Source organism: Acinetobacter sp. 243_ASPC (genome assembly GCF_001054715.1).
In the GTDB taxonomy this organism is placed as follows: domain Bacteria; phylum Pseudomonadota; class Gammaproteobacteria; order Pseudomonadales; family Moraxellaceae; genus Acinetobacter; species Acinetobacter soli.
This window is the reverse complement of sequence record NZ_JVOR01000105.1, coordinates 18,086-34,666: the sequence shown is the minus strand read 5'-3', so window position 1 is coordinate 34,666 and position 16,581 is coordinate 18,086. Positions and strand designations below refer to the sequence as shown.

Genomic DNA, 16,581 nt, shown 5'->3' with positions numbered 1-16,581 from the left:
CAATGAATATGAATACCTTGCTGACATTTTGGGGTGTTTCTGCGTTGTTTATTTTAACTCCCGGCGCCGATTGGGCTTATGCCATCACAGCGGGGATCCGTGGACGAGTGGTGATTCCTGCTGTGTTTGGACTGCTGCTCGGGCATGCGTTGAGTACACTCCTTGTCGCCACAGGCATTGGTGCGATTGTGAATGGTTCACCTCTATTGCTTCAGGTATTAACAGCAGCAGGCGCACTGTATTTACTCTGGCTCGGAATCGGCTTACTCAAAAATCCCGCTGAGCTTCGTCATTCTTCCGCGTTACTCACTACCACGAGTCAGACACGGCACTGGTTAGTTAAAGGTCTGTGCATTAGCGGGTTAAATCCGAAAGTATTTTTATTGTTTTTTGCTTTGCTACCACAATTTATCGATTTATCTTCTGGTTTTACTGTTTCAACCCAAATTTTAGTGCTGGGGATGATTCATCTGGCAACATGTAGCGTCATTTATTATGCGATGGGTTTTGGTTCTCATGCACTGCTCAAAACCCGGCCACATGCATCACAGCGTATCAGCCAAGTTTCAGGTGCATTGATGATCATCATTGCGAGCTTACTTTTAATCGATCAATCTCATCATTTGGTTTAAATTAGCTGATATAGAACGTGATACTCACATACACCATGATCTGATTTAAATGGCCACATTTGTCAGCCATTAAAAAAGCGGGCTTAAGCCCGCTTTTTTAATATCAACTGGTTTAAGCCCCAGTTTGATAGTCGGCCTGAGGAACGGCTGTAGAAGCCTGATACGGTTGACGAAAGTCATTTAAGCCCGCAGCAGCTTCCTGAATATCTTTGCCTTCTTTAATGACAAACGTATCAAAGCCAGAACGTTTTAAGTAGTTCAGTACATCTTTGAAAATATCACCGACTGCACGTAGTTCACCTTGATACCCCTGACGGCGCAACAATGCAGCAAATGAATAACCACGGCCATCATTGAAACCTGCAAACTCAATAAAAATCGCATCGAGCTGATCCAGCGGAAATTGATGCGTTTCTGGTGAGTCATTCACCGTGATGTACAGCGCTTTTTTACCTTGGATCGCGGTAAGTTGATCCAGTTGTGCAGTGGTCACCACCACATCCCCTGCCGGAATCACACCGTCTTCGGCAATCGGTTGATAGGTGTTATCTGCAATGCTGCCGTCTTTAGCAAGCACCTGTAATGCTGGATTAAGCATATGCGCGCTCCTTAAAAGGTTGAATGCCAACACGGCGATAGGTATCGATAAAACGTTCTTGATCCTGACGCAAATCCAGATAGGTATTTAAAATTTCTTCTACCACATCAGGTACGGCATCGGCTGCAAATGATGGCCCCAAGATGTCGCCAATCGAAGCATCGTGATCTGCGTTACCGCCGAGCGTGATCTGGTAAAATTCTGCGCCTTTTTTATCCACGCCTAAAATACCAATATTACCGACATGGTGATGACCGCAGGCATTCATACAGCCTGAAATATTCAGATCAAGCTCACCCAAGTTATAGATGGTATCGAGATCTTCAAAACGACGCGTAATGGCTTCTGAAATTGGAATCGATTTCGCATTTGCCAATGAACAGAAATCCCCTCCCGGACAGCAAATAATGTCGGTCAGGAAGCCAATATGCGCACGGGCCATATTGTGCTGCTCAAGCGTTTGCCACAAGGCAAACAAATCTTTTTGAGGCACATCGACCAGTGAAATATTTTGTTCGTGTGTGGTACGTAGCTCACCAAAGGTATATTGGTCTGCCAAATCCGCAATCAAATTCATTTCTTCTGTGGTCATATCGCCTGGCGCAACTCCTGCACGCTTCAAGCTAATGTTTACAATACGATAGCCTTTGACTTTATGGGCATTGGTATTGATGTTGTACCACTGCTTGAATTTTGGATGCTCGGCAAACACTGTACTAAAATCTTCGTCGTTCAACGCTTGATAAGTAAATGGTGTGAACACCTGATCCAGTTTATTTAACACTTCAGGCTGAATTTTTAAAGATTCGCGGATTTGTGCAAACTCGGCTTCTACTTTCTCAGCAAATACCGCAGGTGTTAAAGCTTTGACCAAAATTTTGATACGTGCTTTATATTTGTTATCACGACGGCCGTGTAAGTTGTATACGCGAAGGACAGCATCTAAATAGGCAATGAGGTCTTCACGTGGCAAAAACTCACGAATGACACTTCCAATAATTGGGGTACGGCCTAAACCACCACCCACTTTAATCTTGTAGCCCATCTCACCTGCATCGTTTTTGACAATGTAGACACCAATGTCATGAAACGACGTTGCAGCACGATCTTTCTCTTCAAGTGCAGACACCGCAATTTTGAATTTACGTGGTAAAAACGCAAATTCTGGATGGAAAGTACTCCACTGACGAATCAATTCACAGGTCGGGCGCGGATCGGCAATTTCACCTGCAACAACACCCGCATACTGATCTGTAGTGGTATTACGAATACAGTTACCACTGGTTTGAATGGCATGCATTTGTACTGTAGCAAGCTCTGCCAATATATCGGGTACATTTTCAAGTGCTGGCCAGTTCAACTGAATATTTTGACGCGTAGAAACGTGTGCATATCCACGGTCATATTCTTTTGAAATTTCTGCAATTTTGCGTAATTGTTTTGAATTCATCAAGCCATACGGCACCGCGATACGCAGCATCGGTGCATAACGCTGTACGTAAAGACCATTTTGCAAACGCAATGGACGGTATTCATCTTCGGTGAGCTTTCCAGCTAAGTAGCGTTCGGTTTGATCACGGAACTGAGCAACGCGTTCATTAATCAACTGTTGATCGAAATCAGTATATAAATACATGGCGTATGGCTAGTAGATTCATTATAAAGGCGTCTAGCATAACGAGCTTTGATTCATCGACAAAATGCTTTTTTTGGATATTTAATAACGGTTTTATTGATAAGAGTGCTGTGCGATTTTACATCTCATCTTAAGTGCATACTCTTGCGATGAATCTTTTTATTGTAAATCTTTTTGTTCGGGCTATAAGCTAAATGACCGGTCTTATATCAATACGCTAGCTGGTGTAATTTCTTTGAATTCAATATCTAAATCTGAAATTTGAGTATTGGGAATATGACCTATTAAATAATCCTCTTTTGTTTGAAAAAAGAAATCAAAACTTTGACTCATCCATGAATCTTGTCGACTTTGTTTTTTAAAAATTGGACATAAATAGCGAAGATAATAATGCACCCACTCTATTTGCGTGGAAAATGTAGTGAAGTCTCTTAAATTTTGTTGTAGTTGTTGTAAATCGTAACGAATTTTCTCAATATTGGGGTCAAATAGCCAAACAATAATCTCCATCGATTCTACAGTGCTCATTATATAGGGTTGACTGGATTCAAATCTTTGAGTGATATAAAGCTGAGCGCCTTTTTCTGAATAACTCGAATGAAGTAATTTTGTATTTTCAACCTGATCGTGCTTTGAACCAATCTCTAACTCTCTGATTTCTCTGGATACATTCAAGCATAGAGGTAATTTATCTAAATTTTGATTTGCAATACTTTTAAAGAGTTCAACCGCTCTATGTATGACAATATCTTCTCCAGCTCCAGTAATTATCCCATTTTCCCACATTCGAATTTTGGTCGCGTGAATTGAACGAAATCGTAATTCATCTGAGTTTTCGACTACAACTTTGTTATTGTCTGCTGCAACAATAATGCTATCATTTAATTGAATCGCGATGATAAATGTCATTTTCTACTCGAAAATACTGATTTATTTTTCTTATATTAGTCCACATTGGGCTATTTTTATAAATTAATAAAAAATAGGTAAAGCTATGGCAGGTGGTTCTCAAATCATCATTAATAAAAATGGTATCACCATTATTACACCTTCAAAGTTTGAGGCTAAAGCTGGCCAGCATCTGTTTCAACAGGGTTCAGAAGTTGGAGTGAATGTTCAAGGTTTGCCTTTTTGAACCTTACAACGAAAAATTTAAATTAACTTTACCATCTGGTGAAGAAATGTCAGATGTGGAATATCGTGTTTCCAGTCAAGAACAAAGTTTTGTCTCTACAACAGATCGAAAAGGCTTATCAAAACGTATTAATACTCCGGCGGAAGAAAATTTGCGTGTTGATTTAAACTGGATTTCTTTAGAAGTTGAAGACGAAGGAGATTAAAGCGAATGGGAACTTTGAATTGGGAAGGAAATACCAACACCCAAGAAAACAGCTGCAAAACCCTTCAATGCGATTGCTTAACCTTCTGGGAAATCCACCAACAAGTAGCAATAAAACGTGTTTCTAACTTAAAAGATAAAAATAAAAATTTATATAAATTAGAACCTGGATATGAAGCGAGAGCACGGCGAATCGCCTCCGTTTATGCAAAGATTTATCTTGAGCAAGAGATACATGGCAATAAGCATTTGATTGGTCGTTACTATTGGATGGGGCTTGGCGCATTTGCTTCAAAAACAGTCGCTGCAATTTTTAAACATGGATTAACAACATGGGGTTATAAATGGTTTCCTATTGGTCTGGTACGAGATCCTATTCACTCTTTTGCCAAAGGCAATTTATGGTTATTTATGGACATTGCACCTTGGCACTATGCTTGGAGCATGTCGCCAGCCACGTTTCAAAGTTGTAAAAAACTAAGAAATGTTTCTCAATTTACCCATATTCAATCTCAAGTTCATAATATTCCTTGGTCAAGCTGTTTACCGATCATTGAGCAACTAAAGTGCACCAAAGAAATAGTTGATGCATTTGGGTATCTGCCAAAAATAGAAGCTATTTTTAAGAGAAAAGGACAAACAAGAAAATCTAGTTTTTTTCTTTGTAAGGACGACCTTTTTGATCACCTTATGGCGATCGCTGTACAAGAGCAATTCAACATTTTGCAAAAATTAGTCTGGAATGACTGGAAAGTAGAAAAACAAGCTATCTTTCAACGTGTTACAAGACTGCCAGATAGTACTTTGGTGCTTTCAAGCGATTACTGTGCTGAGGCCGTCAAACCCGTCAGAGTGTCTCAAACTATTTTGCCAAGTACATACAATATGCAAAGCATGAAACGAGCCTACCAAGGGCGCCATAATGGTGTAATTGATGAATTACCTGAGTCGGTCTATAGCGAACCGTTACCACATACAAAAGTTGAAAATTATGATAGCCGTATGGAGTGGATTGAAAAAGCAGCCGAAAAATATCACGATCTAATGTTGGACGATAAGGGCCGTTCTTTTTTAGAAAAGGAATTAACGATCATTGCAGGCTGGGGCAACAGTCAAGCAGATTTTAAAGTGGGCAAGGACAGTAATGATGGAAAGATTTAATCGAATTATTTATTTCATCGTAAGCTTACTCATCAGTTTACTTGTCACTGCTTGTCAACCAGCACCCAAAATACTAGAGAAAAATTCCATGAATCAACCACCTTATTCTTTACATTTCGGCCCACAAGGATTTAAAGATTTTGCTCAGCATCAGCTTAGCCGTTCCGAAAGCCACCCTTCTGGCGCAGGATTTAAAGAATTAGATTTTATTCCCCCAAACTTAGGAAAGATCAAGATTGAAAATGGTGTCAATAGCTTGGTGATTGATCACGTCTTTTCCGTTTTAGGCACTTCATTTAATCCAGAAGATGGGATTCAAAAACTTCGCATTAACTCAGGTTTGAATAAAGAAGAGTTTGTAACGCCCGAACACGCTTACCAAGGTTATGTCGAATTAATGAAACGAATCAATCAGGCTGGATGGAAAAATTATTTTATAAAAGGTACACCGCGCATCGCAAAAGAAAATAATCTTCGATATTTAATGGAATCGGGTTATGTTATCGATCCTAGTTATATCTTTAGTTACGAAGAGTGGCAAAAAATTATAAGTGAAAGCGTTGGAAACTCGATTGGATATCGTCTATATGCCAATGGTATTTTTGTCAGCATTAGATTAAAACAAACTAAAAAAACACAAGACGGTAAAGAACAATATATCGTTCGCTATGCGTTTGAAACTATTCGCTATGCCGAAAGAAATATGATATCAGATGCTTACAAAATGACCCCACAAGAGCTAGAGCAATCATTTAAACAAGAAGTTTTACGAGCTAAAAAGTCCAGAGAAATGGACGAAAAAGAGGCCATTGAAAATGGTTATCGAATCGATCCGGATTATGTTGATCCAGATGTCTGGCCTTTTGTGAAATAATCGTAATACTAAGCTTATTGCCTTTTTTTAGTTTAATGAACTCTTATCATTATTTTACTCTAATGAGCTTTAACCCATAATCAGTTAGTTTATTCACCCAACATTGAAAATAAAAAAGGTGTACTCGCCGAAGCGAATACACCTTTCTTTGCAAATCAGATTGAAATCTTAGCTTTTAGTTAGGCAATGCATAGGCCACAAGATAGTCACCCATCTTGGTTCCGAATGAACCATGACCACCAGCCATGATCACGATATATTGCTTACCGTTGATTTCATAGGTCATTGGCGTTGCTTGTCCACCGGCTGGTAAACGCGCTTCCCATAATTTTTCACCATTGCTAACATTAAATGCACGGATGTAGTTGTCTTGTGTTGCGGCAACAAACATCACGTTTCCAGCAGTTGAAATCGTTCCACCCAAACCAGGTACACCAATTTTCAAAGGTGGTAACTGGAATAGATTTGGTAAGCTGTCACGGATGGTTCCGATACGCTTTTTCCAAACCACTTCATGGGTATTCAAATCGACACCTGCCACATAACCCCAGCCTGGTTGCTTACACGGCAAACCAAATGGAGAAAGGAAAGCACTGATTTCAACACCATACGGCGTACCGTACATTGGCTGAATACCCTGCTCCGTGCCGGCACCTTTGGCTTTTTGCGGACGGTTTGGATCCATCGGGATCAAACGGCTCACAAATGGAAGTGCCAATGGATTCATGACTGCAACCTGACGATCCTGGTTGACCGACATACCGCCCCATTCAAATACACCAAGATTACCCGGGAATACCAAAGTACCGTTTTCAGATGGTGGCGTATAAATGCCATCATAATTCAAGCGTTTAAATGATACACGACACATTAACTGGTCAAACATCGTGGCACCCCACATTTGTTTGTCGGTCAATTTGTCTTTTGGCGCAAGGTTCAACTCAGAGAAAGGTTGAGTTGCAGAATAACGTTCACCTTTAGTTTGTGGACCACGCTGAACCGTTTGTGGTACAGGTTTTTCAGTCACGGGTACAATTGGCTTACCATTACGACGATCAAGTACAAACACGTTACCAGTTTTGGTCAACACATAAATCGCAGGAATCGTTTCGCCCGATTTTACTTTAACATCCATCAATGATGGCTGTGACGGTACGTCCATATCCCACAAATCGTGATGTGTGGTCTGGAAATTCCAGACAATTTGACCTGTTGTTGCATTAATGGCCAACATCGAGTTTGCATAACGCTCTTTTAACTCAGAACGGTCGCCACCCCAGATATCTGGTGTGCCGACACCTGTTGGTACATAAACGATATCGAGTTTTGGATCGTATGCCAACGGTGCCCATGCATTCGGTGAGTTATTGACAAACTCTTCAGGATGCTCAGGAATCGCGTTCGGATTTTTTGAACCTGTGTCAAACGCCCAAACCAACTTACCTGTATTTACGTCATAACCACGTAATACACCTGATGGTTCTTTGGTCGAGAAGTTGTCAGTCACAGAACCAGCCATCACAATGGTGGTACCCGATACAATGCCTGGTGAAGTTGGGTTATAACCCCCCGGATAGGCATATGGCATTGATTTTTGTAAATCAATTTCACCATTTACACCAAAGTCTGTACATTTTTTACCGGTGTCTGCATTTACTGCAACCAAACGGCCGTCATTTACAGGCAAAATCACTTTACGTGGACACTCAGCCGATACGGTCGGTTGCTTCGCCTTTAAGCTGGTTGCAAACTCGGTGGTATTGTTGGCATCGTAGTACATCACGCCACGGCAGGTTAAGTGCTGGAAGGTTTTATCCGCTTTAAGTTTCGGATCAAAACGCCATTTTTCTTTACCTGTCGCAGGATCAAGTGCAATCAACCACTGGTGTGTGGTACACATATACATGTTGTTGCCAATTTTGATTGGCGTGACTTGGTTGGTCGTTTCGCCAGAATCGCCCTCTTTTTTGAGATCGCCTGTACGGAAAGTCCATGCCACTTTCAAGTCTTTCACGTTTTGATCATTGATCTGAGTCAAAGGTGAATAGCGCACACCGCCTTGGGTACGACCATACGCAGGCCAATCGGCAGGATCAACACCTTCAACTGCTTGTGCAGTTTTAGGTTGTTCACTCTTGATCACACCATTGATCTCTTGCGGATCGTTAAAAATGGCATAAACCATCACGACGATAGCAATTGCAAGCGTCGACGATAGCGCAATTTTGCCCGATTTGGCATTGTCCATGCCACGGCTGATCGCTGGAATTAAAATCCATAGACCCAATACACCCAGAATGTCTAAACGTGGTGCCAAAGCCCAGAAATCTGTTCCAGCTTCCCACACACCCCATATAGTTGTGCCGAGCATTAATGCGGCATACAACCAATATGAAGCTGTTGAACGCTTGCGTAATAGCCATGCAAAAACCAGTAATGCAAGACCCGCGATCACGTAATAAATTGACCCACCGAGTACAGTGAGCCAGATACCTCCAACGAGCAGGAATAGGCCAATCACCGCAGCTATCACTACGGTCAAGGTTCGTAATCCTGAATTTGAAGATGGTTGAGACATAATACCACCTCGAATAAATTGTTTTTTTAATCTGTTATAGGAAGTATATGAGGGGCATATACTTCGTATAACGACTGAATTTCTGCTGAGTCACAACGATATTGCGTCTCAACAGAAATTTGGTTAATACAATTTCAAATTAAAATACTGTCTGGAATTTGATGCCGCCAACCCAGGCATTATTTCCATCTTTGATTGCACCGACATGACGTACATATTGTACGTTTGGTCGAATCGTTAACCAGTTTGCAGCATGAATACCGTAGTAAAGCTCTGCATTGTATTCATTGTCGAAACCGTCGATTTCTTTATGAATACGGGCAAAACCAAGTGCAATTTCATCTTTTGGACGCGAATCGAAGGCACCAATGTAGCTGAGCGCGATGTTTTGCACATCACTGATTGCATTCGTTTTGTCATCAAAGAATGCGGCATTTGCCCAAATCGACAAGCCGCGTTCTGTATTGTCCTGATGAGCAGTCACTTGTTGTCTTGCCGTGATCCAGCCACCTTGTTTGTGACCGGTTTCAGCAAGTGCATTACCTTGATCGTCCAGTTTATTGGCATCGGCAGTACTATAATAATAGCCCGCGCGATACTCACCTTTCAATTGGTTTGCACCGAGTTTTGGTGTCCAGACAAGCTCTGCCGGAATTAAGGCGCCGTGTGAGCCATCTGTACTTAAGTTAAAGCCTTTACTGCGCTTTAAGTTTTCAGGATTATATTCGAATACGCCCACTTGTGCATAGACTTCAGGGGTCACTTGGTATTTTACACGTGCCGCCCATTGGCTAACAGGCCAATTGTACCACTGATCGCCGGCCCAGTTGCCCATTTGTGAACCACACAGTGCAAGGTTTTGAAAATCACAGGCAAAGCTGTTGAAATCTTCAGCTTCACCAAAACGACCGACCTTCACATCCAATGCTTGATCAAAAAATTTCTTTTTGATCCACAAATCTGTCAAACGCCAAGTTTGACCGCGCCCCCAAACTTCCTGAACCGAACTCACCTGTCCTGCTAGCGCAGGCGCTGTATTGGTCAGGTTTCGACCATCACGATAGGTCAGGGTAATTTGTGCTTCGGTATCTTGCCAACCCAAAAGCTTTTGTAAATCAAAGTGGGTGCCGAGTGCCAGTTGGCCTGAATATTCTGTACCGTGGCTTGAAGTATCTTTAGAATCCAGTACGGTCGCCACTTCCCCAGTGTACCCCATGCTGAAGTCATAGCCTTTTTGTTGTAATTCGGTACGTTTGCCGTTCCAGTCCCCTAGCATCCATGGGCTTGATGAATCAAACGCAGAAGCGGCTACAGCTTGTTGCGTCCAGATACTCAGTGATAACACTGAGAGACAAGAAACAGCGAATGTTGTCCCTAATTTCATTGTTACGTAACCTTTTATGTGGTTGTGTGAGATTGTGTTACGAATTATTTTAATCAATCGCCCATCAAAAAAGTAACTTTTGCTTCATTTTTTACAACTTTTATGAAAAAAAACTAACAAGTGGTCATTTTTGGTGCTTCAATCCCAGCGACCAGCCCCCAAAGTCTGCCCGGTAAACCGATACTGAGCCTCAGAACGTGAAAATTTAATTGGGCAGGCCAGTTGTCGTTCGACCTTTTCTGAATCCGATGCCAAAGGCACCTCAACTGACCAATTTCGCTCAACGGCCAATTCTGAATTTAAGGCTTCTTCTAAATATAAAACGGGCTCGGCACAAACATCCAGCGAAGCAAAAATCTCTCGCCATTGCTCCCAAGTTTTACTTTTTATTTTATCTTTTAATGCCGCTTTAACCGCGAGACGATCGTCATCGAGAAACGATGCAGCTTTTTGCGCCAGAATCGGTAAGTCCAAAGCCACCGCCAGCGCCTGTATAAATTGCGGCTCTAGCCCGCCAATCGAGAAGTATCGTCCATCAGCGGTTTCATAATAGTCATAAAAGCTGCCTCCATTGAGGACCTCACTTTCTGCACGCGGTGGCTCCTCTGCTGCCAATGTCGCTGCGGCACTCATGGCATTTAGCCCAGCAGCACAGTCGGTCATTGAAATATCGACATGCTGACCTAGCCCACTTTTTGACCGTTCAATTACGGCAGTTAAAATGCCAATCACGGCGTGCAATGAGCCGCCGGCCACATCGGCAATTTGTATGCCCATTGGGGGTGGCCCCGATGCCTTACGTCCCCCATATCCAGCAATACCAGATAACGCCACATAGTTAATGTCATGTCCGGCACGATCCCGATATGTTCCAGTTTGCCCATAGCCGGTAATTGAGCAGTAAATTAAAGCCGGATTGAGCGCACTTAAGGTTGCATAATCTAACCCCAAACGCGTCATGACGCCGGGCCGAAATTGTTCAACGACAATATCAACCTCCTGAATTTTGGCGTAAATTTTCTCGATACTTGCACGGTCTTTTAAATCTAACGTAATCGATTGTTTATTTCGATTTAGGTAACTGTGTGCTGTGGCCTGCCCATTGGCATACGGTGGCATAATTCGGACCAAATCTGGACGTGTCGGTGACTCAATATGTATGACATCTGCACCTAAATCTGCTAAATATAAGGTGGCAAATGGTCCGGGCAATAACGTTGAAAAATCCAGAACGCGCAGTCCAGCTAATGGGGTATTCATGATCTTGTTATCACTCTTTTTGACTATTTTACTTCATCATAAAAATGTAAAACAAAGGACACAATGTCATGTTCAGCCATTTACCTTGATCATTTCGGCAATTTAACATAAAGAAAATGATTTACCCGTGTTGTAAATCGCCAATCCAATATTTTTTAAAGTCATTTAGGCCAACTGCAAGTGAACATCAAAGAGACCGAAGGATTAAACGTAAACCGCGATACCATTAGTATCCACTTTGTGAATGCGGCGTTAACAGGCGTAAAACGCCTAGGCATGGATGTCGAAACCTTACTGTCCCACGTTGGAATCGAGGCAGAATTATTACGCCAGCCTAAAGCCCGTATTTCCCCAGAACAATACACACGCTTTATCAAAATGCTGTGGATGGTCACTCAAGATGAGCATGTCGGTTTTGATGTGCAGCCGCGTCGTCTGGGTACCTTTGCCATTATGTGCCAACTGATTATTCATGCCAAAACTCTCGGCCAAGCGCTTGAGCTATCGTCTCAGTTTTATAAACTTTTTGGCGATGAATGGTCGGTGACGCTTGAACGCGATAAACACGAAGCACGTCTGGTGCCTCTTATTCCCAAAACACTCGATCCCGATCATTTTATTACCGAGAGTATGCTGATGATCTGGCACGGTCTGGCATCATGGCTGATCGAACGTCGCCTGCCGTTAGAACGCGTCCACTTTAGCTATCCGCGTCCGGCACATGCAGACGAATACGATGCACTGTTTTTTGCACCGGTCATGCAGTTTGATGCACCACGCACCGAAATTACGTTTGCTGCGGATTATCTGGATTTGCCTATTCGCCAAGACGAAAAAACCCTTGAAGAGTTTTTAAAGGCCGCCCCTGCACAGCTCCTGATCAAGTTTAAGAATACCAATTCGCTCACCTCTCGGATTCGTGAGGTGCTCAAGAGCCAAATTGGCGAAGAAATGCTGACACTCAATGATGTGGCCTCGATGCTATATCTGTCGCCACAAACCTTACGTCGTCGTCTGGCAGCCGAAGGCAAGAGCTATCAAGGGGTTAAAGATGCGTTACGTCGTGACGCTGCAATTCATTTGCTGCTCAATCCAGATTTGACGCTTGAAGATGTCGCACAACAAGTCGGCTTTAGTGAAACCAGTACTTTCCATCGTGCATTTAAAAAATGGACCGGAGTTACACCGGGTCTGTATCGTCAGTTGCACGGCTATCATTAAGAAGTCACTGAGCATTCTGTCTCTTCAAACGTCTGGATTAATCCAGACGTTTTTTTATGGCGTTGGCAAAAACCATCACTGACCAGATGACCTTCTCGTCATTGTCTTGCAGGTAAAATCCATTACACTGCAAAACATAACAATATTGACGATCAAAAGAAGGAACACTGATGAGCGAAGCCTACATCATCGATGCCATCCGCACGCCACGTGGAAAAGGAAAAAAAGATGGCTCACTTTATGAAGTAAAACCTATCACCTTGCTCACAACCTTACTCAATGAACTTAAACAACGCCATCAGCTCGATACAGCCAAAGTGGATGATATTGTTTTGGGCTGTGTAACGCCAGTGGGTGATCAGGGTGGCGATATTGCCAAGACCGCTGCAATTGCCGCTGGTTGGAGCGATGATGTGGCTGGAGTGCAAATTAACCGCTTTTGCGCTTCAGGCTTGGAGGCTGTGAATCTGGCAGCACAAAAAGTCCGCTCGGGCTGGGAGGATGTTGTGGTGGCTGGCGGTGTAGAGTCGATGTCACGTATTCCAATGGGATCAGATGGCGGCCCGTGGGCGCTCGATCCAGAAACCAACTTAAAATCGTCTTTTGTGCCACAAGGCATTGGCGCAGACTTAATTGCAACTCTCGATGGATATACTCGTGCAGATGTCGATGCGTTTGCAGTCGGTTCACAACAAAAGGCCGCTGCGGCGCAAGCGCAAGGTTATTTCGATAAATCTGTCGTGCCTGTAAAAGATCATTCAGGCGTCATGATTTTAGAAAAAGATGAATTTATCAAAGGTCAAACCACGCTAGAAGGTTTAGCCAAACTCAATGCCAGCTTTGAAATGATGGGGCAAATGGGTTTCGATGCCGTAGCCCTACAAAAATATCCAGAAGCGCAAAAAATTCATCATGTCCATCATGCGGGAAATTCATCCGGCATTGTAGACGGTGCAGCCGTTGTACTTATTGCCTCTGAAAAAGCAGTCAAAGAGCAAGGGTTAAAACCACGCGCTAAAGTACTGGCAACCGCGCTGGTCGGTACAGATCCAACCATTATGCTGACTGGGCCTGCGCCTGCAGCCCGCAAAGCCTTACAAAAAGCCGGCTTAACTATTGACGATATCGACCTATTTGAAGTTAATGAAGCCTTTGCGGCTGTAGTGATGCGTTTTATCAATGAACTACAGGTGCCAGAAGATAAAGTGAATGTGAATGGTGGTGCAATTGCCATGGGTCACCCACTGGGTGCAACGGGTGCCATGATTTTGGGCACACTGCTAGACGAACTAGAGCGTCAAGATAAAAAACGCGGGCTGGCCACCTTGTGTGTTGGCGGTGGGATGGGTATCGCGACGATCATTGAACGAGTGTAAGGAGAATCTCATGAGCGCAATTCACTACGAAAAAAATGCAGATCAGATTGTGATTCTCACACTCGATTCTACAGGGCAATCTGCCAACACCATGAATGCAGAATTTCGTGATTCACTCAATGAAATCACTCAAAAGCTCAAAGCCGAAACGGATCTGAAAGGCATTATCTTTCGCTCGGCCAAGAAAACCTTTTTTGCTGGCGGTGATCTAGACGAACTGATTCAGGTTCAGCCCGAACAGGCCAGCGACTTTTTTCAAATGATTGAAGCACTGAAATCAAATTTACGCACTATTGAAACGCTAGGCGTGCCTGTTGTAGCGGCGTTAAATGGCACCGCACTCGGCGGCGGCTGGGAAATAGCACTCGGCTGTCACTACCGAATTGCGCTCACCGACCCAAAAACCAAATTTGGTTTGCCTGAAGTGACTTTGGGCTTACTTCCCGGTGGTGGAGGGATTGTTCGCATGGTGAGGCTGTTGGGCTTACAAACTGCATTTCCTTACTTGATGGAAGGCAAACAATTTGGTGTCGAGCAAGCAAAATCTCTTGGCCTCGTACACGATACTGCTGAAAATGAATCAGCGCTGTTAGAAAAAGCCATGACGTGGGTCAAAGCCAACACGAAAAGTCAGCAACCGTTTGATGTAAAAGGCTACAAGATTCCCGGCGGAGATCCCAAAACCCCTGCTGTGGCTCAGATCTTAGCGATTGCCCCTGCCATGCTCCGCGACAAAACCAAGGGATGCTATCCAACACCGGAAGCGATTATGGCAGCAGCAGTTGAAGGTGCTCAGGTCGATGTCGATACCGCCCTTCGCATTGAGTCGCGCTACTTCACTCAACTGGCCACCGGGCAAATATCCAAAAACATGATTGGTACTTTCTGGCATGGGTTAAATGCCATCAAATCTGGTGCAAGTCGGCCCGCAGACATCGCCAAGTGGCAGGCCAAAAAAGTAGGCGTCTTAGGTGCAGGCATGATGGGAGCCGGCATTGCATACGCTACAGCCACAAAAGGCATTACTGTTGTCCTTAAAGACATCTCTCTTGAAAATGCTGAAAAAGGCAAAGCTTACTCGCACAAGCTTTTAGATAAGCGCGTTCAACAAGGACGCCTGACCACAGAAAAACGCGATCAGATTCTTGCTTTAATTGTGCCAACCGCAACTGCGGCAGATTTACACGACTGTGATCTGATCATTGAAGCAGTCTTTGAAAACCAAACACTTAAGGCACAGGTGACTCAAGAGGCAGAACCTTATTTGGCTCAAGAGGGTATCTTTGCATCGAACACCTCTACACTGCCAATCAGTGGCTTGGCCCAAGCCAGTCAAGATCCAGAAAAATTTATCGGCCTACATTTTTTTAGCCCGGTCGATAAAATGCAATTGGTCGAAATTATCAAAGGCCAACGCACATCTGCTGAAACGCTGGCCAAAGCCTACGATTTTGTCCAGCAGATTGGTAAAATTCCAATTGTAGTCAACGACAGTCGTGGCTTTTTTACCAGTCGGGTTTTTGGCACATTTATCAATGAAGGAATGCGTTTACTGGCCGAGGGCGTACATCCAGCACAGATTGAAATGGCAGCCCTCAAAGCAGGTATGCCTGTTGGTCCGCTGGCCATACAAGACGAAGTATCACTTACGCTGACAGAACACATTACCCAAGAAACCCGTCGTGCCTTGCAAGCTGAAGGAAAAACCTTACCTGAATCTCCAGTTGATGATCTGATTCATTGCATGATTCATGAGCTCGACCGCAAAGGTAAGGCGGCTGGTGCAGGATTTTATGAATATCCTGAAAATGATAAAAAGTTTTTGTGGCCGGGACTTTCCCGCTGGCAAAAACCGCATTCCCTTTCTGAACAAGACATGATTGATCGTTTCTTGTTTGTTCAGGCACTCGACACCTTACGTTGCTACGAAGAAGGCGTCCTTGAATCGGTAATCGATGCCAATGTGGGGTCAATTTTTGGTATTGGCTTTGCTGCATGGACAGGCGGTGCTATTCAGTTTTTAAATCAGCACGGAACCGCACAGGCTTTAGAACGTGCGCAACAATTAGAGGCGCGTTATGGAGCACGCTTCACACCACCTGCGCTGTTGAAAGAAAAAGCGGCTACCAATCAGCCCATTCAGTAATAATCGGTTATACGCAGTACGCCTTGTCTGTATAGATAAGGCGTACTTGTATGGCTGAAGTATGATGATTTAACACAGTTCACATCAGCAAAATATGCTATAACGCTGTTTTCATTATGCTCTGCATGTGGACGGCTAAGTATGAACCGAACAAATCATTCTAATGATGCGGAATCTACCGGATTAGGCTGGAAATTCGTTATGATTGTGGGGGTAATTACCACCATTTTTTTCACTTTTTTATATTTCGCCATGAGCAGCGAACCCGATTACATGCCTAGTCAGCAACGCCAAAAGCACGACACTTCCCATGCGTCAGTTGCGCCTGTTGCACCCCAAAATACCCATGCTCCCGCTTCGCAACAACCCTAATTTT

13 protein-coding genes and 1 pseudogene are annotated in these 16,581 nt (G+C 43.5%); 8 read left to right on the top strand and 6 right to left on the bottom strand.

Translation table 11 applies throughout. The features are described 5' to 3' along the window. The first annotated feature begins 2 nt into the window (after positions 1-2). Positions 3-632, top strand: coding sequence for a LysE family translocator (locus ADA42_RS14245; protein WP_048765861.1), 630 nt, complete (start codon positions 3-5; stop codon positions 630-632). A gap of 112 nt (positions 633-744) precedes the next feature. Here the strand turns inward: ADA42_RS14245 and ADA42_RS14240 are convergent, their stop codons facing one another. From ADA42_RS14240 to ADA42_RS14230, 3 genes are all read right to left on the bottom strand, one after another. Next, positions 745-1,230, bottom strand: a complete 486-nt coding sequence (locus ADA42_RS14240; protein WP_004941198.1) for a DUF934 domain-containing protein — start codon at positions 1,228-1,230, stop codon at positions 745-747. Beyond that, complete coding sequence (locus tag ADA42_RS14235; RefSeq protein ID WP_004943422.1) at positions 1,223-2,866, bottom strand: nitrite/sulfite reductase; 1,644 nt, start codon at positions 2,864-2,866, stop codon at positions 1,223-1,225. The genes ADA42_RS14240 and ADA42_RS14235 overlap by 8 nt, the downstream gene beginning before the upstream one ends. Positions 2,867-3,070: 204 nt before the next feature. Further along, positions 3,071-3,775 carry a hypothetical protein gene (locus tag ADA42_RS14230; RefSeq protein WP_048765859.1) on the bottom strand — a complete coding sequence of 235 codons (705 nt, stop codon included), beginning with the start codon at positions 3,773-3,775 and terminating at the stop codon, positions 3,071-3,073. 85 nt (positions 3,776-3,860) lie between these two features. Between ADA42_RS14230 and ADA42_RS18805 the strand changes: the two are divergent. From ADA42_RS18805 to ADA42_RS14215, 3 genes and pseudogenes are all read left to right on the top strand, one after another. Next, positions 3,861-4,206, top strand: a pseudogene (locus ADA42_RS18805) (hypothetical protein). Positions 4,207-4,211: 5 nt separating this feature from the next. Next, positions 4,212-5,366: a DUF2515 family protein gene (locus ADA42_RS14220; RefSeq protein WP_048765853.1), complete on the top strand. Its 1,155-nt coding sequence runs from the start codon at positions 4,212-4,214 to the stop codon at positions 5,364-5,366. Further along, the gene (locus tag ADA42_RS14215; RefSeq protein WP_152682188.1) at positions 5,350-6,240 is read left to right on the top strand and encodes a hypothetical protein; all 891 of its coding nucleotides are present in this window, start codon (positions 5,350-5,352) and stop codon (positions 6,238-6,240) included. Before ADA42_RS14220 ends, ADA42_RS14215 begins: the two co-directional genes overlap by 17 nt. A gap of 175 nt (positions 6,241-6,415) precedes the next feature. Here ADA42_RS14215 and ADA42_RS14210 read toward each other — a convergent pair whose 3' ends face one another. The 3 genes from ADA42_RS14210 to ADA42_RS14200 all read right to left on the bottom strand — a co-directional run bounded on the left by ADA42_RS14210 (position 6,416) and on the right by ADA42_RS14200 (position 11,462). Beyond that, a complete protein-coding gene (locus ADA42_RS14210; protein ID WP_048765850.1) occupies positions 6,416-8,818 on the bottom strand; it encodes a glucose/quinate/shikimate family membrane-bound PQQ-dependent dehydrogenase in 2,403 nt (800 codons plus the stop codon). 139 nt (positions 8,819-8,957) lie between these two features. Continuing rightward, a complete protein-coding gene (locus ADA42_RS14205) occupies positions 8,958-10,202 on the bottom strand; it encodes a carbohydrate porin (protein ID WP_048765848.1) in 1,245 nt (414 codons plus the stop codon). A gap of 138 nt (positions 10,203-10,340) precedes the next feature. Beyond that, positions 10,341-11,462, bottom strand: coding sequence for a CaiB/BaiF CoA transferase family protein (locus ADA42_RS14200; protein ID WP_048765846.1), 1,122 nt, complete (start codon positions 11,460-11,462; stop codon positions 10,341-10,343). Positions 11,463-11,642: 180 nt separating this feature from the next. Here ADA42_RS14200 and ADA42_RS14195 point away from each other — a divergent pair, with 180 nt between their 5' ends. The 4 genes from ADA42_RS14195 (at position 11,643) to ADA42_RS14180 (ending at position 16,577) form a co-directional block, all read left to right on the top strand. Beyond that, positions 11,643-12,683, top strand: coding sequence for an AraC family transcriptional regulator (locus ADA42_RS14195; protein ID WP_004941225.1), 1,041 nt, complete (start codon positions 11,643-11,645; stop codon positions 12,681-12,683). Between the two features lie 170 nt (positions 12,684-12,853). Further along, complete coding sequence (locus ADA42_RS14190) at positions 12,854-14,059, top strand: acetyl-CoA C-acetyltransferase (RefSeq protein WP_048765845.1); 1,206 nt, start codon at positions 12,854-12,856, stop codon at positions 14,057-14,059. Between the two features lie 10 nt (positions 14,060-14,069). Next, positions 14,070-16,205, top strand: coding sequence for a 3-hydroxyacyl-CoA dehydrogenase NAD-binding domain-containing protein (locus ADA42_RS14185; RefSeq protein WP_048765843.1), 2,136 nt, complete (start codon positions 14,070-14,072; stop codon positions 16,203-16,205). A gap of 141 nt (positions 16,206-16,346) precedes the next feature. Then, on the top strand, positions 16,347-16,577 hold the full coding sequence (locus ADA42_RS14180; protein ID WP_004941230.1) for a hypothetical protein: 231 nt from the start codon (positions 16,347-16,349) through the stop codon (positions 16,575-16,577). Positions 16,578-16,581 lie beyond the last annotated feature (4 nt).